Genomic DNA, 25,820 nt, shown 5'->3' on the forward strand with positions numbered 1-25,820 from the left:
TTTCGTATCAAAAGCAAACCTGTTTCCCCTTAATTTGCACCGTCAAACGGAGCTCTTGATGCCCACCTTCTGGCTTGTCCTCGCCCTGATCGCACTGTCGGTCGCCGGTTTCTTCCTCGGCCGCAATCGCGCTCTGGTTTCCGCTGGCGGAAACTCCAAGGACCTTCACTCGCTGCCCTCTTACTATGGGCACAACGTGGCGCTCTCGGCCTTGGTGCCAGCGCTCGTACTTCTTGCAATCTGGTTGCTGGTGCAGCCAATGATCATTGATCAGCGGGTATCAGGTATGATCCCCGAAGAAACGATTTCTGAAGGGTCCACCATTGGCCTCGTCATGAGTGACGTGCGTCGGGTCGCCGAAGGGCTTGATCTGGCGGTGGCCGAAGGGGCAATGACCCAAGAACAGGCCCGCAACCTGCGCAGTGAATTCTCTGATGTGCGCGGACGTCTGGGCGAAATCGGCGTGGCCCTTGGCGCGGATGTGCGCCCCGAGGTTCTGCGCGCCGCTCAAACCTACCGGACCCTTTCGAACACCGGCAACATTGCAATGACCGTGATGGTTGCCTTGGTCGCGCTAGGTGGGTTTGGCTGGTCTTATGGCCGCACACATAAGGATTTTCGTGCCCGCAATGTGGTGGAGCAGGGCATTCTGGCGCTGCTGATCCTTGCAGCCTCGCTCGCGATCCTGACCACCATTGGTATTGTGTTGTCGATGCTGTTTGAGACACGCAACTTCTTCTCGCTGCATTCCTGGACCGACTTCTTCTTTGGCGGCACATGGGCACCAAACTTCCGCGGCGACTCGGATCTGTCGATCCTGCCGCTTTTGTGGGGCACACTTTATATTTCGGTGATCGCATTGCTGGTCGCTGTTCCAATCGGTTTGTTTGCAGCCATTTACCTCAGCGAATACGCCAGCAAAACAACGCGCTCGTTTGCAAAACCACTTCTGGAGATCCTCGCCGGTATCCCGACCATTGTTTATGGCCTCTTTGCGCTTCTGACAGTCGGCCCAGCACTTGTGCGGTTCTTTGGTCAGGGCGAAAACGGCATCCTCGGGGTCGAGTGGATGAGTGGCGCAACCTCTGTTCTGACCGCAGGCGTGGTGATGGGCATCATGCTCATTCCCTTTGTGTCGTCGCTTTCGGATGACATCATCAACGCAGTGCCTCAGGCGATGCGCGACGGCTCTCTGGGTCTGGGCGCAACCAGATCCGAGACCGTACGTCAGGTGGTCATGCCCGCAGCGCTTCCCGGTATTGTCGGTGCCGTCCTGCTGGCCGCCTCGCGCGCCATCGGCGAGACCATGATTGTGGTTATGGGGGCAGGGGCGATTGCGAAATTCTCTCTCAACCCGTTGGAATCCATGACAACAATCACCACCCGGATCGTCAGCCAGCTGACGGGGGATACTGACTTTGCCAGCCCCGAAACGCTGGTCGCCTTTGCCCTTGGCCTGACACTCTTTGTGCTGACCCTCGGGCTTAATGTTCTCGCGCTCTATATCGTGCGCAAATATCGGGAGCAGTATGACTGATGACCGATCTTAGCCAAACTCCCGCCTCCGGAGACGTCCCTATGCCTCGCAAACATGGCAACTCCCTACTTGAACTGACGGATCGCACCAAGCGCCGCAATGCTGCCGAGACCCGGTTCAAGGCCTATGGCATCGCGGCCATTGCGGTCGGCCTGTTGATGCTGGTGGTTCTCGTGACGACCATCTTCAGCAAGGGCATAGGCGCCTTCCAGCAGACTTTCATCACGCTTCAGGTAGAGCTTTTGGAAGAAAAACTCGACAAAAACGGCAACCGCGACCTCGACGACATCAAGAAGGTCACCACCTTCGGCTATGCCCCGATTATCCGCAACGCCGTTGAGGCAAAGGTGACCGAGCTGGGTGTCGAAACGCCCCTCAAGGGCAAAGACATGGCTGGGCTTCTGTCCAAGGACGCCGCAGCCACTTTGCGCGAATTTGTCATCGCCAACCCCGATGAGATCGGCAAAACGGTCGAATTCCGCTTCCTCGCTCAGAGCCGCGTTGACGGTTATCTGAAAGGGCGCGTGAGCCGTGATAGTATTGAGAACGACAAGAACATCTCTGCCGAGCAACTCGATCTGGTGGATGGGCTTGTCGCAGCGGATGTGATCGAGAAGACCTTCAATCTCGACTTTATCCTCGGCGCGGATGCGTCGGACGCACGTCCCGAAGCCGCAGGCATGGGGGTCTCCATGCTGGGCTCGCTCTTCATGATGTTTGTGGTGCTGGCGCTGGCATTGCCCATTGGTGTGGCTGCCTCGATCTACCTTGAGGAGTTTGCGCCGCAAAACTGGCTCACCGACATCATCGAGGTGAATATCTCAAACCTCGCGGCAGTTCCGTCGATTGTGTTTGGTATTCTGGGGCTTGCGGTCTTTATCAACTACATGCACCTGCCGACCTCTGCACCGCTGGTGGGGGGGCTGGTTCTGACCTTGATGACGCTGCCGACCATCATCATCTCCACCCGCGCGTCGTTGAAGGCGGTTCCGCCGTCCATCCGTGATGCCGCACTCGGTGTTGGTGCGTCCAAAATGCAGGCGGTGTTTCACCATGTCTTGCCGCTGGCCGCGCCGGGCATTTTGACCGGGACCATCATCGGTCTGGCGCAAGCACTTGGCGAAACCGCACCGCTTCTGTTGATCGGCATGGTGGGCTTTATCGCCTCAAACGCACCGGATAGCATCGCCTCAGGCCTGCTTTCACCTAACTCCGCCATGCCCGCGCAGATCTATGAGTGGGCCAAGCGCGCTGACCCAGCGTTTTACGAACGTGCCTGGGGCGGTATCATCATTCTGCTGGTCTTCCTGATCACCATGAACACACTGGCCGTGATCTTGCGCCGCCGATTTGAACGCCGCTGGTAAGAGGGGGCACTACAATGAACGATATGACAGCAATGGATAGCACCGTGGAAACCCAACGTACCAAGATCGCAGCCAATGGCGTCAACGTCTATTACGGCGACAGCCATGCCATCAAAGACGTCAACGTCGAGATCGAGGACAAGACCGTCACCGCGTTTATCGGCCCATCGGGCTGCGGCAAGTCGACGTTTCTACGCTGCTTGAACCGTATGAACGACACAATTGATATCTGCCGCGTGACGGGCGATATTCTGCTGGAAGGCGAAGACATCTACGACAAGCGCGTCGACCCGGTTCAGCTGCGCGCGCAGGTCGGTATGGTCTTTCAAAAGCCAAACCCGTTCCCGAAGTCGATTTATGACAACGTGGCCTACGGCCCGCGCATTCACGGCCTTGCGAGAAACAAGGCAGAATTGGATGAAATAGTTGAGAAATCTCTGCGTCGCGGTGCGATCTGGGACGAGGTCAAAGACCGTCTACATTCCCCCGGAACAGGTCTGTCTGGGGGGCAGCAGCAGCGCCTGTGTATCGCGCGCGCCGTTGCCACCGAACCTGAGGTTCTGCTGATGGACGAGCCCTGTTCCGCGCTTGACCCAATCGCTACCGCACAGGTCGAAGAACTGATCGACGAGCTGCGCGAAAACTACTCGGTGGTGATTGTGACGCACTCCATGCAACAGGCCGCCCGTGTGAGCCAGAAGACTGCGTTCTTCCACCTCGGCAACCTTGTGGAGTTCGGCCCAACTGGTCAGATCTTTACCAACCCAGAAGATCCGCGCACCGAAAGCTACATCACTGGCCGTATCGGCTAAGTTGGAGAAATATCAAATGGTTGAACAACATATTGCATCTGCATTCGACCGCGACCTAGAGGCCATTCAGGCCCGGATCATGAAGATGGGCGGCCTTGTTGAGGCAGCCATCATGGAAGGCGCTCGCGCACTCGAGGCCCGCGATGAAGAACTCGCTGCAAAAGTGGTCAAAGACGATGCTGCAATCGACGGCCTTGAGGAGCTGATCAACGAGGATGCGGCGCGTGTCATCGCCATTCGTGCGCCCGCCGCGGTTGATTTGCGCGTGGTGCTCAGCGTTATCAAAATCTCGGGCCATCTGGAGCGTGTCGGTGACTACGCCAAGAACATGGCAAAACGCACAGGCGTTCTGGCTCAAAGCCCGGCCGTTGCCGATAGCGCGGCAGCCCTGCGCCGGATGGCGCGCGAGGTCGAGTTGATGCTCAAGGATGCGCTCGACAGCTACATCCAGCGCGACGATGAACTGGCCCGCGACGTGATTGATCGTGACCGCGATGTGGACCAGATGTATAACGCTCTGTTCCGGGAATTCCTGACCCATATGATGGAAGATCCGCGTAACATTACGTCCTGTATGCATTTGCATTTTATCGCAAAAAACATCGAGCGTATGGGCGACCATGTCACCGCGATTGCCGAGCAGGTGGTCTATCTGGTGACCGGCAACAAACCCGAAGAAGAGCGTGCTAAAGCCGACACCACGTCGGTCACGACGCAGGAGATCTAAGCTATGGCAGTCGATCAGCCCACTGTTCTGGTCGTCGAGGACGAACTGGCTCAGCGTGAAGTGCTGGCCTATAATCTGGAAGCCGACGGCTTTCGGGTGATCAAGGCGGAAAATGGCGAAGAGGCATTGTTGCTCGTTGAAGAGGACATGCCTGACATTATCGTTCTGGACTGGATGATGCCCAATCTCACCGGGATTGAGATTTGTCGTCGCCTGAAAACACGCACTGATACGCGTGGGATTCCGATCATCATGCTCTCGGCGCGCTCTGAAGAGGTGGACAAGGTGCGCGGACTGGAAACAGGCGCGGACGATTACGTGGTAAAACCCTATTCCGTGATCGAGTTGATGGCGCGGGTGCGCACGCAGCTGCGGCGGGTCCGTCCTGCCACGGTCGGTATGCGGCTGGAGTTCGACGACATCATCCTGGATGCGGAAACGCATAAGGTGAGCCGATCTGAGCAGCCACTGAAGCTGGGCCCGACTGAGTTCCGCCTGCTGTCTACCTTTATGGAAAAACCGGGTCGGGTTTGGAGCCGCGAGCAGTTGTTGGACCGTGTTTGGGGACGCGACATCTACGTGGATACCCGCACTGTCGACGTCCATATCGGGCGGTTGCGCAAGGCGCTGACCCAGCATGGCGGCGACGATCCGGTCAGAACCGTGCGCGGCGCAGGCTACGCTCTCGGCTAAAGGACTACTTAAGGTATTTTGCGTAACGATTTCTAGCGGCTTCGGAATTTCCGGAGCCGTTGTTACATCCGGCTGATCTATCTTGGCAACGGATCTTCGGGTTGAGCCTGCCCGGCGAGCCAGTCTCGAAACTGGGACAGGCCACTATGACGGGACTTCGATGTTGGCCAAACCAGATAATACGCACCGCCTATGTCCTCTGAGGCATGATGAAGCGCAACCAGGCGACCTGTGGCCAGATCCTGCTCCACCAGATAATCGGGCATCAAAGCGACGCCCAAGCCATGCAGCGCGGCCTGGCTAATGGTGGAGAATTGATCATAGATCGTGCCCCCAAGATTGCCCTCAGTAGGCACATTCTGTCGTGCAAACCAATCTGCCCACGCATGCGGGCGGGTCTGGATGTGCAGCAAGGGCAGGGAGAGGATATCTCGGGGTGCCTCGATTTTGGCACGACCCGCCAGATCTGCCGAACACACAGGGACAAGCTGTTCGTGCTTTAGCAACAACGCCTGGGTTCCCGGCCAATCCGCATTTCCAAAATGTATCGCGGCATCAAAACTCTCTGAGGCAAAGTTAAACGGAGCCAAGCGCGTGGACATATTGATTGTCACATCCGGGTGACGACGGGAAAACTCCGGCAGGCGCGGCATCAACCAGCGCATGCCAAAGGCAGGCAATATCGCAAGATTGAGGCTTCCCGCCAGAGGCGCAGATTGCAGCTGGAGCGTTGCCTTGGCAATTCGATCCAATGCGTAGCGCACCTCTTCGGCATAGGCAGTCGCATCAGGTGTCAGCGACAGGGATTTTCCTTCGCGCACCACCAGTTCGACGGCCAACTGCCGCTCGAGTGCTTGCAACTGACGACTTACGGCACCTTGCGTGAGTGATAACTCCGCCGCAGCTGCAGACGCACTTCCCAGCCGGTCCAGCGCTTCGAGCGCACGCAGCGAGGCAATGGAGGGGAGAAAACGGCGGGGCACAGACATGTATGAGGTATTGTCATATGTGATTGCGAAAGTCTCGCTGTTTTTTGCAGCTTCACGAGCTTAAGGTCTCGTCAACACTTTCACAGGAGGTCCCCATGCTGGATGACAAACCGACCCTTCGTGCAAAAGATGCACCTGACCTTGGCCGCTTCAGCTGGGACGATCCCTTGCGCCTTAGCGATCAGCTGACCGAAGATGAACGCATGATCGAAGCGTCTGCTCGCGCCTATGCACAGAAAAAACTGCAAAGCCGCGTGACTGACGCTTATGAGAACGAGCAGACCGATCCCGAGATCTTTCGCGAAATGGGCGAGATGGGATTGCTGGGCACCACGATCCCCGAGGAGTACGGTGGATTGGGCGGTGGCTATGTGTCCTACGGTCTGGTCGCGCGCGAAGTGGAGCGCGTGGATAGCGGCTACCGCTCCATGATGTCGGTTCAAAGCTCGCTGGTGATGTATCCTATCTATGCCTATGGCAGCGAAGAGCAGCGTCAAAAGTACCTGCCGAAATTGGCGTCTGGCGAGTGGATCGGCTGTTTTGGCCTGACGGAACCTGATGCCGGCTCTGACCCCGCCGGAATGAAAACCCGCGCCGAAAAAACAGATGGCGGCTACCGGCTGACCGGCTCCAAGATGTGGATCTCAAACTCACCAATCGCGGATGTGTTCGTCGTTTGGGCCAAGTCTGAAGCGCATGGCGGCAAGATCCGCGGGTTTGTGTTGGAGAAAGGCACCAAGGGCCTGTCCGCGCCGAAAATTCAGCAGAAAATGTCTCTGCGTGCATCGATCACCGGTGAGATCGTCCTGGACGGCGTCGAGGTCGGTGAGGATGCGTTGCTGCCGCATGTCGAAGGTTTGAAAGGGCCGTTTGGCTGTTTGAACCGGGCACGCTATGGCATCAGCTGGGGGGTCATGGGCGCGGCGGAGGCCTGCTGGCATGCCGCTCGCCAATATGGTCTCGATCGCCACCAGTTTGGCCGCCCCTTGGCGAACACGCAGCTGTTTCAGTTGAAACTGGCCAATATGCAGACCGAAATCGCGCTTGGTTTGCAAGCCTCTCTGCGTGTTGGACGACTGATGGATGAGGCCAATGCAGCGCCGGAGATGATCTCCATCGTGAAGCGCAACAACTGCGGCAAGGCGTTGGAAATCGCCCGCCACGCGCGCGATATGCATGGTGGCAACGGCATCAGCCTTGAGTTCCAAGTGATCCGCCACATGATGAACCTTGAGACGGTGAACACCTATGAAGGCACCCATGATGTGCACGCCCTGATCCTCGGGCGCGCGCAAACCGGTCTGCAGGCGTTTTTCTAAACCTTAACAAGCCCCAACAATGCAAAATCGCCCTTGCAATAATGCAAGGGCGGTCATTTTGCGGGGGTTCCCTTATGGCGTCGACCCAGCAATTTCAATTGCGAAACAAGCCTCTCGATGAGACCTTAACGCTCGGGTTAACAGTGAAGCCTGAAACTCCTTAGCGAATTGAGAGCGCTGTTAATCTCTCTTAAGGGCGCGCAGTATGATTTGCGTTCATGGATGCATAACCTCATAATTAACATCTAGATACGTCATTTTTTGCAAATTCCGTGATTTAGGATTTGTTAGGGCTGCGGTCGGGCATTGTCGCAAAACCAGCAGCGCGAGTGGCGCTGCGCCCCTCCGCCATTCAGTTAACAGCCTCTGCATCTTTTCCGTAACCTTGACACAGCTGATAGAGAAACACCTGCAAAATTGAAGGGCGAGAGCCAGTGCGACCCTCGCGGTCCGGCCTATTACTCGTCCATACTGCGCATCCGACTGCCTTTGGGGTCAAACAGTGCGCCCAAATGCACAGTTGCCGTGAACTTTTGTCCGGCGATATTGACCTCCACCTGATCACCACCGACAAACCCGGTTTTGCAAAATGCCAATGCAACTGGACGCCCAACCCGATAGCCAAAGGCACAAGAGGTGGTGTGCCCGATGATCTGATCCCCTGAATAAACAGGTTCATGCCCCAGTGGCACCGCATCTGGATCATCAAGTATGAGCGATACCACTTGATGTGTGGCAGAAGTTTTTCTCTTTTCTTCAATAGCCTCTGCGCCGATGTAGCCGCCAGATTTGCGCAGGGCAAAGCCTAGACCAACGTCCAATGGAGTGACATCGCTGTCCAGCTCATGCCCCATGGCGCAAAAGCCTTTTTCAATTCGCATCGACGTCTGTGCATAAAGACCCGCTGGCGCGGCTCCGGCTTGGGTCAATGCGCGATACACATCTTGTGCATGGGCGGCGCGACAGGTGATTTCCCAGCCCGCTTCGCCCACATAAGATAGACGCGCAGCCCGAACATGATGGCCGGCAATGGTCGCTTCGCCATGTTTGAAGTAGTTTATCTGCGTCAGGCTTTCGGCTCCGACCGCGCGAGCGGTCTTCGCAGCCTCAGGCCCCATCAATCCAAAAGTCGCGTATTCTTCCGTTGTATCACAGATGCTTACATCGTAACCCTCACCGCGTCGCAGGAACCACGCCATATCGCGTTTTATGGCTGCGGTTCCAACAAACAGGCGATAGTGATCCTCTGCAATCCGTTGCGCCGTGATGTCACTCTCGAAGGTGCCGCGTTCATTCAACACCGCCGTATAGATGACAGATCCAGGCGTGCGCGCCATTTGCCCTGCGCAAACATGCAAAAGGAATGCCTCTGCATCCGGCCCCGTTACGTCAATTTTGCCAAAGGAAGAGGCATCAAATATCGCAGCGCGTTGGTGCGCGGCCTCGACTTCTGCGGCGACATTGGCAAACCAGTCGGGTCTGTCGAACCGAAGCTTGGGCTCTGCGGTTTTGCCAAAATATAGCGGACGCTCCCAGCCATACACCTGGCCAAACTGCGCCCCAGCCACGCGATAATCGCTATCGACGGGCAGGGGACGCAGATCCCGGGCGGTTGAGAGCTGCTTGCCCGGGTATGCGATTTCGTAATGGGTTCCGAGAATTTCTGGCGCTCGGGCCATCAGATGATCAAGCGAATTGAAGGTGGGTGCAAAACGTTTGGCGTCTGCCTCAGACAAATCGTAAGCGGGCGCGCCATGCACGATTGCATGCGCAAGGTTCATGCCCGCGCCACCGCCCGATGCGATGCCAACGGAGTTCATGCCGCAGCCAAGGAAGAGCCCACGGGTTTCTGCAGTTTCACCCAACATGAATGTGCCGTCCGGTGTGAAACTCTCAGGCCCATTGAGTAGCATTTTAACCTCAGCCGTTTCCAGCGCGGGCAGGCGGTGCAGAGCGTTGAGCATCATCGGTTCGAAATGATCCCAATCCTCTGGCAACAGCCCAAATTCGAAACTCTCATCCAGAATGCCGGGAGCGATCGGCTTGCCCATCGGCTCAAAACACCCCACCAGGAGGCCGCCGGAATCGTCGCGGATGTAAAGATGGTTGTCGTGATCCGACAGCGTTGGCGTGTTTCCTTCGATCCCATCGATCGGCTTCGTCAGCAGATAGAGATGCTCACAAGCGAGGGCAGGGACCTCCGCACCGGCCATGGCCCCGACCTCACGTGACCACAGCCCCGCACAGAGTGCGATTGCGTCACACATCACCACACCTTGCGTGGTTTCAACTCCTTTTACGCGCCCGTTTTCCGTAAGAATGCCAGTGACGCCTGTTCTTTCAAAGATACGTGCACCCAGTGACTTAGCGCCCTTAACTAAGGCGGTGCAGACATCGGAAGGTGACACGCGGCCATCGTCCGGTGACCAAACAGCGCCGAGCACATCATCAGCGTTCATCAACGGCCAGCGCTCTTTGGCTTCTTCGGGCGAAATCGAGGTTGCGTCGATCCCATAAGCATGCGCCAGCGCCTCTTGCCGTTTGATGTGGGTAAGGCGGTCCGGATTTGTCGCGAGCGACAATGACCCTTTTTGAATCCACCCCACGTTTTGCCCGGTTTCACGCTCAAGCTGGCTGTATAGCTCGACCGAATATTGGATCATCCGGGTGAGATTGCGCGAATGACGCAAGGCGCGCACTTGGGCTGCAGAATGCCATGTGGTGCCGGATGTCAGTGCATTGCGCTCCAGCAAAATAGCATCATTCACGCCCATCTTGGCGAGATGATACAGGGTCGAGCACCCCATAATTCCGCCGCCGATGACGACGACAGATGCATGAGCGGGAAGGGAGGTGGACATGAGTTCGTTCCATTTCTGCGGCAGCAGATGTTGCTTGCCGATGGGTGGGTCACGCGAAAAGCCTTGATGAAATCACAAATCTCGTCAATGTAGATGAAAAATAACATTCGTTATCAGGCCGCAATGCGCTGACGCAGGTGAGAACTTGGATCCAACCATTAGAAATAAAACAATAACTCGCCTTAAGGAAGAAATCCCCGAGCTGTCGCCCAGGCTGCAAGTGGCGGCAAAGTATATTGTCGATCATCCTGCGGATTTTGGCCTCGACTCGATCCGCGACACGGCGCGAAAGGCGGAGGTGTCGACCTATACGCTTGTGAGAATTTCAGAGCGGCTGGGCTTTGACAGCTATGAGGACATGCGCGACCCATTTCGCGTGGCTCTGGTGGCTCCAACACAATTCATTGACGCGCCGGAGTGGATCAACAGGTGGCGGGAAAGCGGTGAAATTGGACAAAAACAGGCTGAAGCCGCGCTAAATTCTATGGCGATTGTGCAGCGTAGTTTGGAGGGACAGAACCTCAAACAGCTGCAACGGGTGGCAGAAATGCTATTGGGTGCCAAGAATGTCTATTTGACGGCTGTGCGCGCAAGCTATTCAATTGCCTACTATTTTCACTATGTGGGACGCATGGCGCTGCCCTCGTTGCAGCTGATTCCACGCCATATCAACAGTGCCATTGATGAGTTGAATTACGCTGACGAGGGCGACGTGATGATCGCTATCACACTTACCCCGTATTCTCGTGAAACCATCGAAGCCTGTGAATTTGCACGAAAAAAAGGTGTGAAGCTGGTGATGATCTCCGATAGTGAGGTCATTTCTTCAAATTTCACCCCTGAAGAAACTCTGGTTGCATCTACACTAAGCACACATCACTTTGGGTGTTATACGGGCGTTATGGCTGTGGCCGAAAATCTCGTGTCATTGCTGGTTGCTTTGGGGGGGCAGGATGTGAAGGACAGAATCACGTCGTACGAGACCTTACGCAAAGACAACAACGCCTATTGGGTGGCGAAGAAAAAACATTAGTTATGTCGTGACTACAAAAATAACTTGTGGAAGCATCGCCCGCATACTATCGGCACCGCGACCGATTTCGGTTTTAAATCAGGGAGAGAACTTATGGTCCTCAAACAAACACTTCTCGCATCTGCTGCAACTGTTGCTCTGGGCTTTGCCGGCGCGGCATCCGCAGCTGAGCAACAGTTCATCACCATCGGCACCGGCGGTGTGACAGGCGTTTATTACCCCACTGGTGGCGCGATCTGCCGCCTGGTGAACAAAGACCGCAAAGAGCACGGCATTCGCTGCTCCGTGGAATCCACCGGTGGTTCTGTTTACAACACCCGCACCATTCGCGAAGGCGAGCTGGAGTTCGGTGTTGTTCAGTCCGACGTGCAAAAAGCGGGTCTCGACGGCACCGGCGCATTTGAAGCAGACGGTCCTTTTGAAGGCCTGCGTGCACTGTTCTCGGTCCACCCCGAGCCGATGCACCTGATGGCACGCAAAGATGCAAACATCGCATCCGTTGAAGATCTTAAAGGCAAGAAGGTCAACATCGCGAACCCCGGTTCCGGTACCCGCGTTTTGGCGGACACGCTGATGCAATACTCTGGCCTGAGCGCCGATGATTTCGCACTTGCGGCAGAGCTCAAGTCTTCTGAGCAGGCGGCAGCGCTGTGTGACGGCAAAATCGATGCAACGATCTGGGCATCCGGTCTGCCGAATGGCTCGAGCCAAGAAGCAACCTCGTCCTGTGACGTGAACATCGTACCGCTGTCCGGTGAAAACATTGATACTCTGCTTGCTGAGAACACGCCTTACGCGGCTGCAACCATCCCCGGTGGCATGTACCCAGGTAACCCGGACGACATCCCGTCCTGGGGTCCAAAAGCAACCTTTGTGACCTCCGCAGATGTGTCTGACGAAGTGGTCTACGCGGTTGTGAGCGCGGTGTTTGAAAACTTTGATGACTTCAAGAAGCTGCACCCGGCCTTTGCGCGTCTCAGCGAAGAAGAAATGGTGAGCGATGCGCTGTCCGCAGAGATCCACCCCGGCGCGATGAAGTACTACAAAGAACGCGGCTGGAAGTGATCCTGTCACTTTTCTCGTAAAATCAAAGGCTTTCGCTCCTGCGTTCAGGGGCGAAAGCCGTTTTCGTTTCAACAAGAGTGTATAACAAACCGGGTGGGGACACGATGACAGATAATCAAAGCGCTGCGGCTCAGGAAGATCGTTCACTTGACGATTTTGTAGCCGACAGCGACACCGGCGGCCGTTCGCCGCGAGATGCATTGGGGCGCAATGCGCTTTGGTATTTACCGCTCGTCTGGTCTCTATATCAGCTTTGGATCGCGTCACCGTTGCCGTTCGTTCTTGGCGTAGGTGTTTGGAATGATACGCAAACCCGTGCCATTCACCTTGGCTTTGCGGTGCTCTTGGCCTTTATTGCGTTCCCCGGTCTAAAAACGAGCCCGCGCCATCATATCCCGATCCCGACTTGGATTATTGGCATAATTGGCGCGCTTTGTGCTTCGTATCTGTTTTATGCCTACGCAGGAGTTGCGGCACGCTCCGGTGCACCCAACCAGACGGATATCATTGTCGCGGTAATCGGTTTGGTGCTGCTTTTGGAGGCGGCGCGACGCAGCCTTGGCTTCCCGCTGATGGGCGTGGCGCTGTTTTTCCTGGCGTATGTCTTCTTTGGCTCGTCGCCGTGGCTGCCCGAAGTGGTGCAGTGGAAGGGCGCGTCAATCAACAAAGCCATGAGCCACATGTGGCTCACCACCGAGGGCGTCTTTGGTGTCGCGCTTGGCGTATCTTCTGGTTTTGTGTTTCTTTTTGTACTATTCGGCGCGCTTCTTAATCAGGCCGGGGCAGGGAACTACTTCCTGAAACTGGCCTTCGCTGCCTTGGGACACCTGCGCGGAGGCCCGGCAAAAGCCGCCGTCATCGGCTCTGCTGCGACGGGTTTGATTTCAGGATCGTCCATCGCCAATGTGGTTACGACTGGCACGTTCACCATTCCGCTGATGAAACGTGTGGGCTTTCCCGCCACCAAGGCTGGCGCGATCGAGGTCTCCTCGTCGATCAACGGCGTTTTGACACCGCCCGTGATGGGCGCGGTGGCCTTCCTGATGACCGAATACGTCGGCATTCCATACGTCGAGGTTGTGAAGACTGCGATTATCCCCGCGGCGATCTCTTACATCGCTCTTGTCTATATCGTGCACCTCGAAGCGCTCAAAATGGGCATGAAGGGCTCTCGCCGGATGCACCCGGTCAAGTTCTTCCTCGGCGCGATTTTCACCATCGCCATTTCTATCATCATCGGTGGCGGAACCCTGTGGCTTTGTGGTGTGTTTGTGAATGCGCTCGAAGGGATCGCAGGCGGGGCCAGCACGTGGCTGATTGTGGTGATCATGGCTGTCCTCTATGTTCTGGCTCTCAAAGTTGCTGCGGCGCATGAGGATCTGGAAATCAGCATCGAGTCGATGCAGAACCTGCCGCCCACGCGTGAGATCTTTAAGACCGGCATTCACTACATCATGCCAATCCTGCTGCTGATGTATCTGCTGATGATCGAGCGTAAATCGCCGGGCCTCTCGGCCTTCTGGTCGTCGGTTGCAATGTTGGTGATCCTCGCCACTCAAAACCCGATCAAGGCGATGTTCCGCGGGCAAGACAATGCAATTGCTGAGTTCAAGCAAGGTGTTGCAGACATCTTTGAAGGTCTGATCATCGGTGCACGCAATATGATTGGTCTGGCCTGTGCCATGGGTGTCGCTGGTATCATTGTTGGTGCGGTGACCCTGACAGGGATCGGCCAGGTGATGGCGGAGTTTGTTGAATTCCTCTCCGGTGGCAGTGTCATGCTGATGCTGATCTTTGTTGCGCTGATCTCAATTGTGCTTGGCATGGGCTTGCCCACAACCGCCAACTATATCGTGGTAAGCTCGCTGATGGCGGGTGTTGTGGTGGAACTGGGCGCGCAAAATGGTCTGATCGTACCGCTGGTCGCGGTGCATATGTTCGTATTCTACTTTGGGATTATGGCGGATGTGACACCGCCTGTGGGGCTTGCGAGCTTTGCCGCAGCTGCGATTTCCAAAGGTGATCCGCTGCGCACAGGCTTTCAGGCGTTCTTCTACTCAATCCGAACCGCATTGTTGCCGTTCCTGTTCATCTTCAACACTGATCTATTGCTGATTGATGTGGGGCCGGTTCAGGCAGTGTTCGTCTTTATCGTGGCGATGATTGCGATGCTGCTGTTTGCCGCATCCACGATGAACTATTTCATTGTGAAATCAAAGATCTGGGAAAGCGCGCTGCTGCTTCTGGTGGCCTTCACTCTGTTCCGTCCGGGCTTCTTCCTCGATCAGCTGCAACCTGCGTTTGAAACCCGTCCGGGGTCTGCGGTCTATGAAATGGCCGAGAACGTGGAAGATGGCGGAACATTGCGTGTGCGCCTGCTGGGTGAGAGCCTTGAAGGCGATATGGTAGATGCGCGTTTCCTGCTGCCGCTGGGTGAGCAGGGTGCCGATGGTCAAACCCGTCTCTATGACGGCGCAGGCATTGAGTTCCGCGATGAAGATGGCAAGATCTATGTGGACAATCTGAACTTCGGCGGTCCAGCAGAGCAACTTGGCATCGATTTCGACTGGGAGTTGGTCGAGATGGAAGTTGAGGCAGATCGCATGCCGAAAGAAATCTTCTATCTTCCGGCGTTCCTGATCCTTGGTTTCGTCGTCTTCCTGCAGCTCGGCCGGAAGCGCAAAGAAGAAGGAGTAGCCTGATGACCAAACACGTACTTTGCGCTGTCGACCTGACGCATATGGATGCTGAAGAGGCATTGCTGAAACGGGCAGCCGAGCTCGCTGAATTCTACGGAGCCACGCTCAGCGTGGTGACCGTAGTCCCGGACTATGGCATGAGCATCGTGGGCTCGTTTTTCAAGGACGGCACCATGAAGGAGGCGGTCAAAGAAGCTGACCGCCAACTACATGCCTTTGTTAAAAAGGTCGTGCCAGACATGAAGGGTGTCCAACACATCGTTGAAGTTGGGGCAAATGTGTACGAGATGATCCTTGATGCGATCAAACGGTCTGAGGCTGACTTGGTGGTCATGGGTGCACATAAACCTGAGTTGATGGACCGGCTGCAAGGACCGAACTCAGCGCGTGTGGCGCGATATGCCAAATGCTCGGTTCTGATCGTGCGCGACTAATACCGGCTGATATTGAACAAAAAACGCGCTCCGAATTGGAGCGCGTTTTTCATATCAGAGAGGTGGCATATAACTTCCCATACGCATATCCTATAATCAGTATTAAGTAAGTGATATCAATACCTTAGATGCGACCTTCGATGTAGAGCAACTACACTACATCTTGTGTTCCACACATTCTGTAGTTTGTCCAGCTTTTTCTTTTGCCTCTATCGATAACTCGCCTTTTAGTTGTGCTATGCGCGTGTTTCACGAACTCCCGATAGTCGTGCATAGCTACGCAGAGCGAGATATAGAAACGCCGAAGGCCCGCCCCCTACAGCCCTTTCTGACGAGAGCGGGGACGGGCCTTCTTAGTAGATTGCTCAACCCTAGGTTACGTTTTCCAGGACGTAAGTTTTAAGGTAACAGCAAAAGAAAAGGGGGCCGAAGCCCCCTCATGCTAGGTTTTCTTGCACCACGGTACGAAAGGCCGGGACCCACCAGAGCCGCGCCGGGCCTCATGGCTGTCCGGTCGGTCTTTGCAGCGTTTTTCCAACCGCTTCTTTGAAGGTAAGTCCCGGTTGCGCTTTGGTGACTGGGATGAGTCGCCAAAACTGCTCTTGGAGAATTTCGGTGTCTCTGATCGCACAGCCCCTTGAGGGCCTGAGACGAGTGAGCCACCAGTCGTTAAACCGTCTCTCATAGTCGCTTGCGCTTTCCCTCGACCCTTGCGGGTGGAGGCGTTGCCAATCGTGGAAACGTAAGAGGTATTCTTGTTCAAGGTCTTGTTTGTCGTGCTCCCGTAATCCGTTGAGGCACTTTTCGCACGGGATGATGTGGCCGCAGTTGCGGAGCGTGGCACGGGCATTTGTGATGGGCGCCGCGATACGACGACGATGCGCGTATTCGGCCTTGAGCTTCTGGAATTCAAGCTCCCCGCGTTCGCGGCGTTCTGCCCGTAGTTCCTCTGTGATTTCGTCTTCTTCTTCCTCGCCATTCGTCAGCCACTCCCATGGTTTGCGCTTCACTAGTTCACCTGTGTCCGTCTTTTCGACTTCCTCAGATACGGATTTGATTAAGGTAGACCAGCCAGCCAGATCGCGACCACGCTGCGCGCGGTACTCCTGATTGGCTTGATGGAGAAACAGGCACATCTCTTTCTGCAATGTGCCGTGAACGTACCAATCACCACCCCCCGGAACGCGAATGCGTAGGGAAGGGGGGCACATCCCCTTGGAATATAAGTCATTCAGCTTATCGAATAACCATGTCGCTCCGATCGCTGGAACCTTGGAACACCAAAGGTACGAGCTGGCAAGCCACTCGGTTTTTCCCTCGCGACCGAAGCCCCGAGACCGTTGAGCGGTCATTCGGGATTTTAGAATGTACTTGAGTACATAGGCCATTCCCTTACGGTCAGCCTGCTGAAATTCGACAAAACCATGGCCCCATAGGGACCAGTCGAGGCGTCGTTTGTAAGCAAATTCGTTGCTATTCTTGCCACTTAGCTTTCCAAGCTCATGTATGGGATGCGTGGCAAAGACGACGCCATGATAATGAACACGCCCGAACTTGGTGCCTTTCTCGCCCACGATCACATAGCGCAAAGCGAAACCTTGCTTTTGCCACTTACGGTTAGCGGCCGATCTTATCCGTTTCCACATGTCAGAAACGTCTTTGTAACGGTACACACGGGCACCGAGGGGCGCGCTCCCGTCAACATCAGCATAGGTCAAGGTGATCGCGTAAGCGTGTGGCATATCTTGCTTTTCAGCCACACAGCGAGACACCCAGCTATTTTTGTAGGTTGCGACGCATTCATCGCACTCGCGGCAGCTTACTTCGTATCCGTTGATAGTCAGGGGCTTAGTGCACATTGTTACAGTCCGGGCGTGTCATTAAATGTATACAGGAACAAGGGTGTATCGGGACGCAGCGGCCCCCCAATGAATGGGGGCCGCTGCTTTCGTCACTCTTCGTCGAGTGGACGAGCCATAGCTTGGCGCAATTCGCGCAAACGAGTTGCTTGGCGCTTATTCCAACGCATCAAGCTGCTCTTCTGCGATTCGAGCCTCGCAATCTCAGCCCGCAAGATGTAACGCGCCAAACGCTTCATGCGACACGCTCCTTCGAACGCTGGTGCTGCTTCCAGACAGCAGGCAACGTGATTTGGAAATACCAATCCAGCTGCATCTGGTTTGGTTCACGTGCGCCGACTACCTCGCTGAAATCACGCCAGTTTTCCAACTGGACGTGCGCGGAGTCCCAGCTAATGCGGTTGCTGAACTCGACTTTGTATTTCTCGCCAACAACCTCAACGCAGTCCCAGAGCCGGTCCCAGAAATAGCGACCGTCAGGCACACCAGCTTGCGACTTATCGAACCATGCCCACTTTTCGTGGATCAGGTCCGAAGCGCCGTAATACTGGTGCGAACTCTGGAAGCGGCGCGCATTTGACACGCCACGCGTGAACATCTGATCCTGCTTCTCAGGCGACCGATAAAGGTTGAACTCGCGCGCGGGATAACCCGCACGCTGCATCTCCTTAATAATCTGGTCAGAAAGAAAGCCCATCGGGCCAACGTCATAGCGCATGCGCGTCATACGCTTGCGCGGCTCCCCCATCGCCGGATCACGCATTAGATGCATCCTCCGTCTCTGTGGTTTGCTCTGCGGCGGTATCCTCGGGCAGTTCGGCGTCCGCATCGTCCTCGACAAGCTGCGGCTCTTGTTCGCGCTGAGCTTGACGCTGAGCGCGCCGCTCAGCGCGAAGCCGCTCTTCACGCACGGCCTTGTTGACCATGCGCTGCATCGTGTGCTCAAGCGACACCTCAGCGCGCTCAGTGACAACAACAGTGTCAAACTCGGTACGCGTGGCAACGACGACCTCGCCAGACATGCTGATGACGTTGCATCCAGCAATATCGATCTTGTAGCCCTGCGGCATCAGAGACGACCACACAGACCCCTTAACGGGCTCTGTGATAGGTACCTCACTTAGTACGACACCATCAGTGTCGTACAACGTTGCAGACGCGCCATCCGGCCCTTCAGGCCAGATAACCGCGTGAACAAGCTGGTTGCGATCATACCCAGCTACGATGTTTTGACTTTCTTCTGTCATTTTAATTTTCCTCAGACGGTAAAAAGGGCAGGGGCGTTAACCGCCCCTGCTTGGATCATTCATTTTCAATCAACGACGGATCAGCAGCGAAGATCTGAATGCGCTCGACAGGATTTGGCCCTTTGGCCAAATGCGTCGAAATCGCCGCAACCTGATCAATCGTATATTCAGCGTGACCGCCGTTCCAATTGTAGAACGGATACATATCAATCCCACCCGGTGGGTATGAGATATTTTCAGGCGTTACCGATGATGGAACGGGATACGTCCACATCGAACTTTTCATCTCAACGCCCGCGATACGGTCCTTATTCACGCCCCGCGTTGAATAAGCGTGCTTGATCGAATTATGGCCAGTCCAGAAAACGGGTTGGTCTTCATCAGCGGGCAAAACACCGCTTTCGAGGTCGGCACGGGTAAGCAATACCTCATCAAGCGCCATCTCATCATGCACACGATTGACAAGCTCCCATGTCTCAGTTTGCGCCGGGTCAGGCTGAGCCTCAACTGTTTCGAGTGGTTTAACCGAAACAAGCGTAACCAGCTGACCGCCCAGCTCCGAACGAGGAACGAGCGTGGTGAAGGTTTCATTTTCCAAAGCAAAATGCGCTGAGACGTCATTGAAAGACGCTCCGTCCATTGGACGGGCATGACTCGGGCTAAGCTCATAAACTTGCTTGTAAAGAACCTGACAGTTGTCATCATAATCAACGGATAGACCGTAAAGAGCACGCTCAACGACTCCCTCGCCATTGATTGGATCGTCCTCAATCATCTGAGCAAAATTTCGAATGAGGCCGTCAAGTATCTGGCTTCTAATCATATCGCGAAGGGTGATTTCACCGGTACCAGACAAATCGGTATAGAATTGCTCACCGATTGTTGTCTCAACGATACTCTCCCCATCAGCCGCAACACTTGTGCCAAGCACAGCACCAGCGGTAGAACCGTCAATTTTCAACGGCAATTCGCCGGTCAAATTGATTGCACCGTCGATATTGCGCTCTGGTTCAAGGACACCGTTGAAACGCTCCAAAGCGTTTGCACTGAGTATAGCGGGCACAATAGATGCGTTCGCTTTTGTCAGTTGATCAGCATCATAGTAGGCGTATCTGCGCAGATGATTAACAGCAGCGTTATAGGCTGTACGAGCAGTAGAACTAACGCGAGGATCACCACCAATCTTTCGTGGATGAATATTGGCGGCGTTAGTAATGGCATTCGTCAAATCGAGCGGGGGTGTGATACCAGCGATAAGACGCCGGCGGGTCATCTCTGTGACGCCTGCGTCATCTTGAGTATCGTACCACAGTTTTTCGATAGCCTGATAAGGCACGAAGACCTGCACTACCTCAACGTATGCGTTCGATCGCATATATCCGCTTACTGGCGCGAGCTTAACGTTAAGGTTTGTCGAGACAGTGCCACCCTCATCGGGACGAAAACGGCAAATCGAAAGCGGCCAAATCTTCACGGCGTCGATAGAGCCGAAGTGATTATTACGCCACTGGCGGATACGGCGTTGACCATTGAAAGCGGTCGCAATCGCGCCGCGTGCAGTTGATGATTTCAACATCAGTTTTTCCTTAGGAATAGAGTTCAGGTCCAACCGCGCAGAATGCGCGATTAGTTACGGTCTGAAGTAGGGATTTTGGGATTGAAGCTTACGAGCATGTTGCTCGAAGGGATCGCGCTTTATGGGATCGCCTTCACGCTCCCTGCGGAACCATTCTTCCATGGCTTTATCAGCTTTACGCTGCTTATGACGGGAATATGCTTGGCCAATAGTATGCCCAAACATATCCCCAAAAATCGCCGGGGTGGCCAACCATGTAAATGGAGTATCGCCTAGCGCTTCCTCAGCGCTATCGCCGCTGCCGAAGGCCCCAGAGCCAACCCATGGAACACCAAACGCCTTATAGGCGGGTGCCTTTACTGGATTGTAATCAGTTGGATCACCAGCGCCCCCAAGGCGAGCAGCGCGAAGGGCAGACTTAGGAGAAAGATCACCAGACCCGTCCACGTTCCCGGAAACAGATCGAGGATCTTGCCGATTAACTTGCCCATGTGTCGCTCCTATCGTCGGCACAGGAATAATCGCGCCGTACTGAGACAGATAAGACGGAATGCGCGGCGTGGCAAGCTCATCGAGCTTCTCCTTCAACGCAGTGTTTTCCTTCTTAAGTTCAGTTTCGGCAAGTTTTTCCCCGCGATACTGATCAATCGCCTGACCAAATCGCGCGCCAGCAGTGGCGTAAGCATCCCCAATAGATGCAGCCTGATGAGGCACATAGCCGCCGGAGCCAATCCCAAAGAGAGGATTGATCCCGGCAGCTTCCCACTCAGCGACCTGATTAACAGGGCGGTTAGCCTCGTTAATCCGTTGGTTCTCTTTTCGCTGCTTACTCGCACCAAGCAATCCAAACGCGCCGCCGATAAGCGCCCCGATGAAATTGCACTGCGTCGGATCACGCGGGATGAAGCAGCAGACCATGAGGAAAAGCACCCCGGCAATGCCGAGGGCTTGCTCCCAGATCATGCTTCACCGATGGAACGAACCTTACGAACGAGGCTTTCGCGGCTGCGCTTGCTAACCACGACCTCGGCGAAGGTTACGATTGCCCAAGCGACGGCTGCGCCGACCGCTAGCTCGTGCTGCTGCGCCATGCCGAGACCGACAAGCGCTGCAGCGAGTTGACCGCCTGCGCGACGCGCGAGAGGGCCGACGAACTCGTTTACTACCCATTGCATTACTTTCTCCAACTATCGTTAAAGTTGAGAAAGTCGCATAATCAGTATTATGTAAATTAACTACTGTGGGATGAGGCAGAGCATTACTCCTAAAGCTCAACCAAACAAATCATGGGCCAGTTCAAGGGCTTCAACTAGGCGATCAACCTCTTCGCGGGTGTTGTACATCCCAAAGGACGCACGACACGTTGCAGTAACGCCAAGATGATCCATCAACGGACCGGCACAATGATGACCAGCGCGTACAGCGACGCCTTTCTTGTCGAGGATCGTCGAGATGTCATGCGCATGTGCAGCGCCCTCAAGCGTCAGGCTAAAAATAGCAGCTTTACCCGGTGCATGCCCCTGAATGTTCAGCCAGTTCAATCCTTTGAACCGCTCAGCTGCATAATCGCGCAAGTCCGCCTCATGGGCCGCGATCTTCGCCATTCCGACATTCATCATGTAATCTAGCGCGACACCAAATCCGATGGTCTGGACGATCCCGGGCGTTCCGGCCTCAAATTTCATTGGCGGATCATTGTAAATCACCTGATCCTTGGAGACTTCCTTGATCATATCACCACCACCAATGAACGGACGCATTTCTGCCATTCGCTCGGGACGAATGTAGATCGCGCCAGATCCCGACGGGCCGTAGAGCTTATGTCCGGTCACCGCATAGAAGTCGCAACCAAGATCTTGAACATCTACGGGCATGTGAACCGCACCTTGCGATCCATCCACAAGTACCGGAACACCTTTGTCATGCGCGCCAGATGTAATGGCTTTTACATCAACAACAGTTCCCAAGACATTGGAACATTGTGTAATAGCGATCAGTTTTGTTTTAGGTGTGATCGCATCCAGAACCTTTTGCGGATCGAGGCTTCCGTCCGCTTCAGTGTCCACCCATTTCAGAACCACACCCTGACGTTCCCGTAGGAAATGCCACGGAACGATATTCGCATGATGCTCCATCACCGACAGAATGATCTCATCACCAGCTTCCATCCGGGGCATCGCCCAGGAATAAGCCACCAGGTTGATGCCTTCGGTGGTGCCAGAATTTAGGACAATGTGATCCTCATCCGCAGCGTTCAGGAACTTCGCAATAACTCCGCGCACGCCTTCATACTTCTCGGTCGCAAGATTAGAGAGGTAATGCAAGCCACGGTGAACATTAGCATATTCCTCAGCATATGCCTTAGTTACCGCATCGATCACAACTTGTGGCTTTTGCGCGGACGCCCCATTGTCGAGATAAGTCAGCGGTTTGCCATTCACTTCGCGCGACAGGATCGGAAAGTCAGAGCGGATTTTTTCGACATCATACATTGGACGTCTCCAGAATTGTGGGAAGGAACAATCCCATCAGGATCAGAACGGCGATCATGGCGCCGATACCCGCAAGGACTATGACGCCGGCGGATCTTGCCATGGAATTCAGACCAAAACCTACGTTGGTAAAATGTGCAAGCACATAGAGCCCGTAAACCGCAGCCGCGAGGTTAAACAGCACAGCAACAGGTGCGATCACGAAAACTAGAACAATCGCAATCACTTGCACAATGATATTTACGATGCGCAACCATACGAGCAAGCCCAGAATAGTGGTGAAGTTGGCCACTCGCCCCATCCATTTCGCAGCGGTGATCGAAGCGATCGTATAGCTCAACTGAAGAACGACGAGAAACACACCAAACATCGCCGGGCTCAGCCCCGGAAAGAGTGTGTTCGATGGATAGCCAAGCAGGTATCCCTGCACCGCGTAGAGAAACACGCTCAGGACGACATTCAATGCGAAACCGGTCCAGACCACATCAAAACTGAGTTGCATTGATATGATCCGGCACGCCGCACTGGCCGGATCAGTGACAGTTTCCACCAAGAGGTCTTTGAAATTCATTAGTTTTTACCCCAATAGGCCTCAATGAGACCGGAGATCCAAAACCAGAGGAACACGACAACCCACAAGATCCCGACGGCACTCAATGCTGGTCCGGGTCCAATGAACCCCGCGACCAGTCCATTCAGGAGCAACAGAGGAGAGGATGCGAGCATCGCCCAAAACAGTGCGAGGCGACCGCAGTATCCATCCCCCTGCCCGCCTATCATGCGCATCAGGAAATGAGAAATCATCGCAAGCGCATAAAGAGCCAACGGCGCGATGAATATGATACCCAACAGCGCACCGCCCAGAAGCATGTTCAACTCCTGCCCGGTCAAATGCGCCTCGCGTGCAAGACGGGGCATTTGCGCGATGAACATCAGCACACAAGCCCCCATTACAAAAGCCAAAAGCCGGTCTTCTCTTGGCCCCATAGCGAGAAGCCGCGCAATTACCTTGCGCGGCCCCCGATACGTTGCCGTAATGTCTGTGGTCACAGCCATGCCAGACCTCAGCGCCGCCGGGCGAGCCAGCCGTAAAGGCGGTCGTTGATGCTGGCGGCGATCTCGTCATCCTCGATCTCTTCCACTGCCTCTGCAAGGAAAGCGAGCGTCATCAGGTCGGTTGCTTCCGATTCAGGAACGCCACGAGAACGCAGATAGAAAAGCCCATCCTCATCAATCGCACCTGAGGTGGAGCCATGCGAGCAGGCCACATCATCAGCGTAGATCTCAAGTTCTGGTTTGGCGAGGAATTGGCTGTCGTCATCCAATAGCAAAGACTGAGAAATCTGATATCCATCAGTCTTTTGTGCGCCTTCTTTCACCAGAATTTTACCTTGAAAAACACCCGTTGCCCCATTGCGCAGAACCTTTTTGAAAACCTGACGGCTTTCGCAGTTCACCGCGTCATGGGTGACAAAAACAGTGTCATCATGGTGAAAATCACCATCGCCCACACAGGCACCCGCCACATGCGCCACGGCATCATCACCGAGGAATTCAACCACAGCCTCGTTGCGGGTCAGGACGCCATTTACCGTAAGCGTAAAGCTCTTGAAAACGGACTCTGCTCCCAAGCGCGCAAAGAGATGCGTCGCCGCACGACGCTCATGATCACGTCCCTGAGCGCGCACCAAGTGGAGCGTGCCATTATCCGCGATATCAATCTCCATCGCCTTGTTAAACCGCGAGGCGGCCGGGCCATTTTCAAGGATCGTCGCCTCGGCACCGCTGTCCACCTTGATCACATGATGCAGGATCGCATCGGAGCTCTCAGTTTCGTGACGATAGACCAGATTGATCGGTTTGGATGGCTTTCCGGTGACGTGAATAACCACACCATCGGTTGCAAAAGCGGTGTTGAGCGCGGCCAGAGGGCGCTCAACCGGTGTTTGACCGCGCGCTTCAAGAACACCGTATATGTCTTTGGCCCAATGGATGTCTTTGCCTTGAATCTCAGCAAGGCGTTCGATGTTCACACCCTCCAGAGAGAGATCATCAGAGGCCTCAGCATCAAAGATGCCATCGACAAAAACGATGTGAATGCGATCAAATGTATCAAACATCGGTGCTTCACCGCTGTCGAACACAGCTGCATTCGGCGCGTCCACTGCGGTCAGCGTATCAGGACGTGTGTATTTCCAATATTCATCACGTCGGTCTGGCAGGCCCATGGTCTGAACCCGCGATACGGCCGCACGGCGCGCTGCATCGAGACATCCGCCTTCGGGCAGAGACAGAGACGCAAGACGGGCCTCTGTCATCGATTGTTTCAGCTCAGGAAGTGCCATTATGCCACCTCGGACAGGATGTCTGCGTAACCGTTGTTTTCCACTTCGAGCGCCAACTCGGGTCCACCGGTTTTTACGATGCGACCATCAGCCATGATGTGAACAACGTCAGGTTTGATGTGATCAAGCAGACGCTGGTAGTGCGTGATGACAAGGAAGCCCCGACCCTCGTCGCGCAGCGCGTTCACGCCGTCGGCAACCAGTTTCATGGCATCGACGTCAAGACCGGAGTCGGTCTCATCGAGAATGCACATTTTTGGCTCCAGCATTGCCATCTGCAGGATTTCGTTACGCTTTTTCTCACCACCGGAGAAGCCAACATTAACCGGGCGCTTCAGCATTTCGGCGTCGATCTTCAGCTCTTTGGCTTTCTCGCGCACGTGTTTGAGGAAATCCGTGGCCGACAGCTCTTCTTCGCCACGGGCCTTGCGCTGAGCGTTTACCGCAGTGCGAAGGAAGGTCATGTTGCCCACGCCGGGAATCTCGACCGGGTATTGGAAGGCAAGAAAAACACCAAGTGCAGCGCGCTCTTCCGGTTCCAACTCCAGCAGTTCTTCGCCCAGCAAAGATGCAGACCCTTCGGTCACCTCGTAGCCATCCTTGCCTGACAGAACGTAGGACAATGTGGATTTACCGGATCCGTTCGGGCCCATGATCGCATGCACTTTGCCTGCCTCGACGGTCAGGTTTACACCTTTGAGGATCTGCTTGTCTTCTTCCTCAAGTTTCACGTGTAGGTTTTTGATTTCGAGCATATCTTTCGCC

General features: G+C 55.0%; 23 protein-coding genes. 10 read left to right on the plus strand and 13 right to left on the minus strand.

The features are described 5' to 3' along the window. Positions 1–58: 58 nt before the first annotated feature. From pstC to phoB, 5 genes are read left to right on the plus strand one after another with little or no spacing between them, the layout of a single operon-like run. Positions 59–1,537, plus strand: coding sequence for a phosphate ABC transporter permease subunit PstC (pstC, locus tag K529_RS07035; protein ID WP_005615607.1), 1,479 nt, complete (start codon positions 59–61; stop codon positions 1,535–1,537). Continuing rightward, positions 1,537–2,904, plus strand: coding sequence for a phosphate ABC transporter permease PstA (pstA, locus tag K529_RS07040; protein WP_005615605.1), 1,368 nt, complete (start codon positions 1,537–1,539; stop codon positions 2,902–2,904). The genes pstC and pstA overlap by 1 nt, the downstream gene beginning before the upstream one ends. Positions 2,905–2,918: 14 nt before the next feature. Beyond that, entirely contained in the window at positions 2,919–3,716 is a 798-nt protein-coding gene (gene pstB, locus K529_RS07045; RefSeq protein WP_005615602.1) for a phosphate ABC transporter ATP-binding protein PstB, read from the plus strand. A gap of 16 nt (positions 3,717–3,732) precedes the next feature. Beyond that, positions 3,733–4,443 carry a phosphate signaling complex protein PhoU gene (gene phoU, locus K529_RS07050; RefSeq protein ID WP_005615600.1) on the plus strand — a complete coding sequence of 237 codons (711 nt, stop codon included), beginning with the start codon at positions 3,733–3,735 and terminating at the stop codon, positions 4,441–4,443. A gap of 3 nt (positions 4,444–4,446) precedes the next feature. Then, positions 4,447–5,136, plus strand: a complete 690-nt coding sequence (gene phoB, locus K529_RS07055; RefSeq protein ID WP_005615597.1) for a phosphate regulon transcriptional regulator PhoB — start codon at positions 4,447–4,449, stop codon at positions 5,134–5,136. Between the two features lie 77 nt (positions 5,137–5,213). Here the strand turns inward: phoB and K529_RS07060 are convergent, their stop codons facing one another. After that, positions 5,214–6,125, minus strand: a complete 912-nt coding sequence (locus K529_RS07060; protein ID WP_005615595.1) for a LysR substrate-binding domain-containing protein — start codon at positions 6,123–6,125, stop codon at positions 5,214–5,216. A 95-nt stretch (positions 6,126–6,220) separates the two neighbouring features. On the opposite strand from K529_RS07060, the gene K529_RS07065 reads away from it, so the two are divergent. Beyond that, complete coding sequence (locus tag K529_RS07065; RefSeq protein WP_005615592.1) at positions 6,221–7,444, plus strand: acyl-CoA dehydrogenase; 1,224 nt, start codon at positions 6,221–6,223, stop codon at positions 7,442–7,444. 458 nt (positions 7,445–7,902) lie between these two features. Here K529_RS07065 and K529_RS07070 read toward each other — a convergent pair whose 3' ends face one another. Further along, the gene (locus K529_RS07070) at positions 7,903–10,305 is read right to left on the minus strand and encodes a GcvT family protein (protein WP_005615589.1); all 2,403 of its coding nucleotides are present in this window, start codon (positions 10,303–10,305) and stop codon (positions 7,903–7,905) included. 145 nt (positions 10,306–10,450) lie between these two features. Here K529_RS07070 and K529_RS07075 point away from each other — a divergent pair, with 145 nt between their 5' ends. The 4 genes from K529_RS07075 to K529_RS07090 all read left to right on the plus strand — a co-directional run bounded on the left by K529_RS07075 (position 10,451) and on the right by K529_RS07090 (position 15,536). Beyond that, positions 10,451–11,338 (plus strand): MurR/RpiR family transcriptional regulator, encoded by an 888-nt coding sequence (locus tag K529_RS07075; RefSeq protein ID WP_040641818.1) that lies wholly within the window; start codon positions 10,451–10,453, stop codon positions 11,336–11,338. A gap of 93 nt (positions 11,339–11,431) precedes the next feature. Next, the gene (locus K529_RS07080; protein ID WP_005615583.1) at positions 11,432–12,403 is read left to right on the plus strand and encodes a TAXI family TRAP transporter solute-binding subunit; all 972 of its coding nucleotides are present in this window, start codon (positions 11,432–11,434) and stop codon (positions 12,401–12,403) included. A 104-nt stretch (positions 12,404–12,507) separates the two neighbouring features. Beyond that, entirely contained in the window at positions 12,508–15,105 is a 2,598-nt protein-coding gene (locus K529_RS07085; RefSeq protein ID WP_005615581.1) for a TRAP transporter permease, read from the plus strand. Beyond that, positions 15,105–15,536, plus strand: coding sequence for a universal stress protein (locus K529_RS07090; RefSeq protein ID WP_005615579.1), 432 nt, complete (start codon positions 15,105–15,107; stop codon positions 15,534–15,536). Before K529_RS07085 ends, K529_RS07090 begins: the two co-directional genes overlap by 1 nt. A gap of 500 nt (positions 15,537–16,036) precedes the next feature. On the opposite strand, the gene K529_RS07095 is transcribed toward K529_RS07090, so the two are convergent. The 11 genes from K529_RS07095 to sufC all read right to left on the minus strand — a co-directional run bounded on the left by K529_RS07095 (position 16,037) and on the right by sufC (position 25,810). Further along, positions 16,037–17,296, minus strand: coding sequence for a rolling circle replication-associated protein (locus K529_RS07095; RefSeq protein WP_131664966.1), 1,260 nt, complete (start codon positions 17,294–17,296; stop codon positions 16,037–16,039). Positions 17,297–17,630: 334 nt separating this feature from the next. After that, complete coding sequence (locus K529_RS07100; protein ID WP_005615574.1) at positions 17,631–18,158, minus strand: M15 family metallopeptidase domain-containing protein; 528 nt, start codon at positions 18,156–18,158, stop codon at positions 17,631–17,633. Beyond that, positions 18,151–18,642 carry a hypothetical protein gene (locus K529_RS07105; protein ID WP_005615572.1) on the minus strand — a complete coding sequence of 164 codons (492 nt, stop codon included), beginning with the start codon at positions 18,640–18,642 and terminating at the stop codon, positions 18,151–18,153. The genes K529_RS07100 and K529_RS07105 overlap by 8 nt, the downstream gene beginning before the upstream one ends. 55 nt (positions 18,643–18,697) lie before the next feature. Then, positions 18,698–20,218, minus strand: a complete 1,521-nt coding sequence (locus K529_RS07110) for a hypothetical protein (protein WP_005615569.1) — start codon at positions 20,216–20,218, stop codon at positions 18,698–18,700. 54 nt (positions 20,219–20,272) lie between these two features. Further along, positions 20,273–21,181, minus strand: coding sequence for a hypothetical protein (locus K529_RS07115; RefSeq protein ID WP_005615566.1), 909 nt, complete (start codon positions 21,179–21,181; stop codon positions 20,273–20,275). Then, positions 21,178–21,393 (minus strand): hypothetical protein, encoded by a 216-nt coding sequence (locus tag K529_RS07120; RefSeq protein ID WP_005615563.1) that lies wholly within the window; start codon positions 21,391–21,393, stop codon positions 21,178–21,180. The genes K529_RS07115 and K529_RS07120 overlap by 4 nt, the downstream gene beginning before the upstream one ends. 96 nt (positions 21,394–21,489) lie before the next feature. Further along, complete coding sequence (locus K529_RS07125; protein ID WP_005615561.1) at positions 21,490–22,710, minus strand: cysteine desulfurase; 1,221 nt, start codon at positions 22,708–22,710, stop codon at positions 21,490–21,492. Further along, positions 22,703–23,281: a YIP1 family protein gene (locus K529_RS07130; protein ID WP_005615559.1), complete on the minus strand. Its 579-nt coding sequence runs from the start codon at positions 23,279–23,281 to the stop codon at positions 22,703–22,705. Before K529_RS07130 ends, K529_RS07125 begins: the two co-directional genes overlap by 8 nt. Further along, complete coding sequence (locus K529_RS07135; protein WP_040641815.1) at positions 23,281–23,766, minus strand: hypothetical protein; 486 nt, start codon at positions 23,764–23,766, stop codon at positions 23,281–23,283. Before K529_RS07135 ends, K529_RS07130 begins: the two co-directional genes overlap by 1 nt. 8 nt (positions 23,767–23,774) lie before the next feature. Beyond that, positions 23,775–25,055 carry a SufB/SufD family protein gene (locus tag K529_RS07140; protein ID WP_005615555.1) on the minus strand — a complete coding sequence of 427 codons (1,281 nt, stop codon included), beginning with the start codon at positions 25,053–25,055 and terminating at the stop codon, positions 23,775–23,777. Continuing rightward, entirely contained in the window at positions 25,055–25,810 is a 756-nt protein-coding gene (sufC, locus tag K529_RS07145; protein WP_005615554.1) for a Fe-S cluster assembly ATPase SufC, read from the minus strand. The genes K529_RS07140 and sufC overlap by 1 nt, the downstream gene beginning before the upstream one ends. Positions 25,811–25,820 lie beyond the last annotated feature (10 nt).

The sequence above is a fragment of the Tritonibacter mobilis F1926 genome (assembly GCF_000376545.2).
Lineage (GTDB): Bacteria > Pseudomonadota > Alphaproteobacteria > Rhodobacterales > Rhodobacteraceae > Epibacterium > Epibacterium mobile.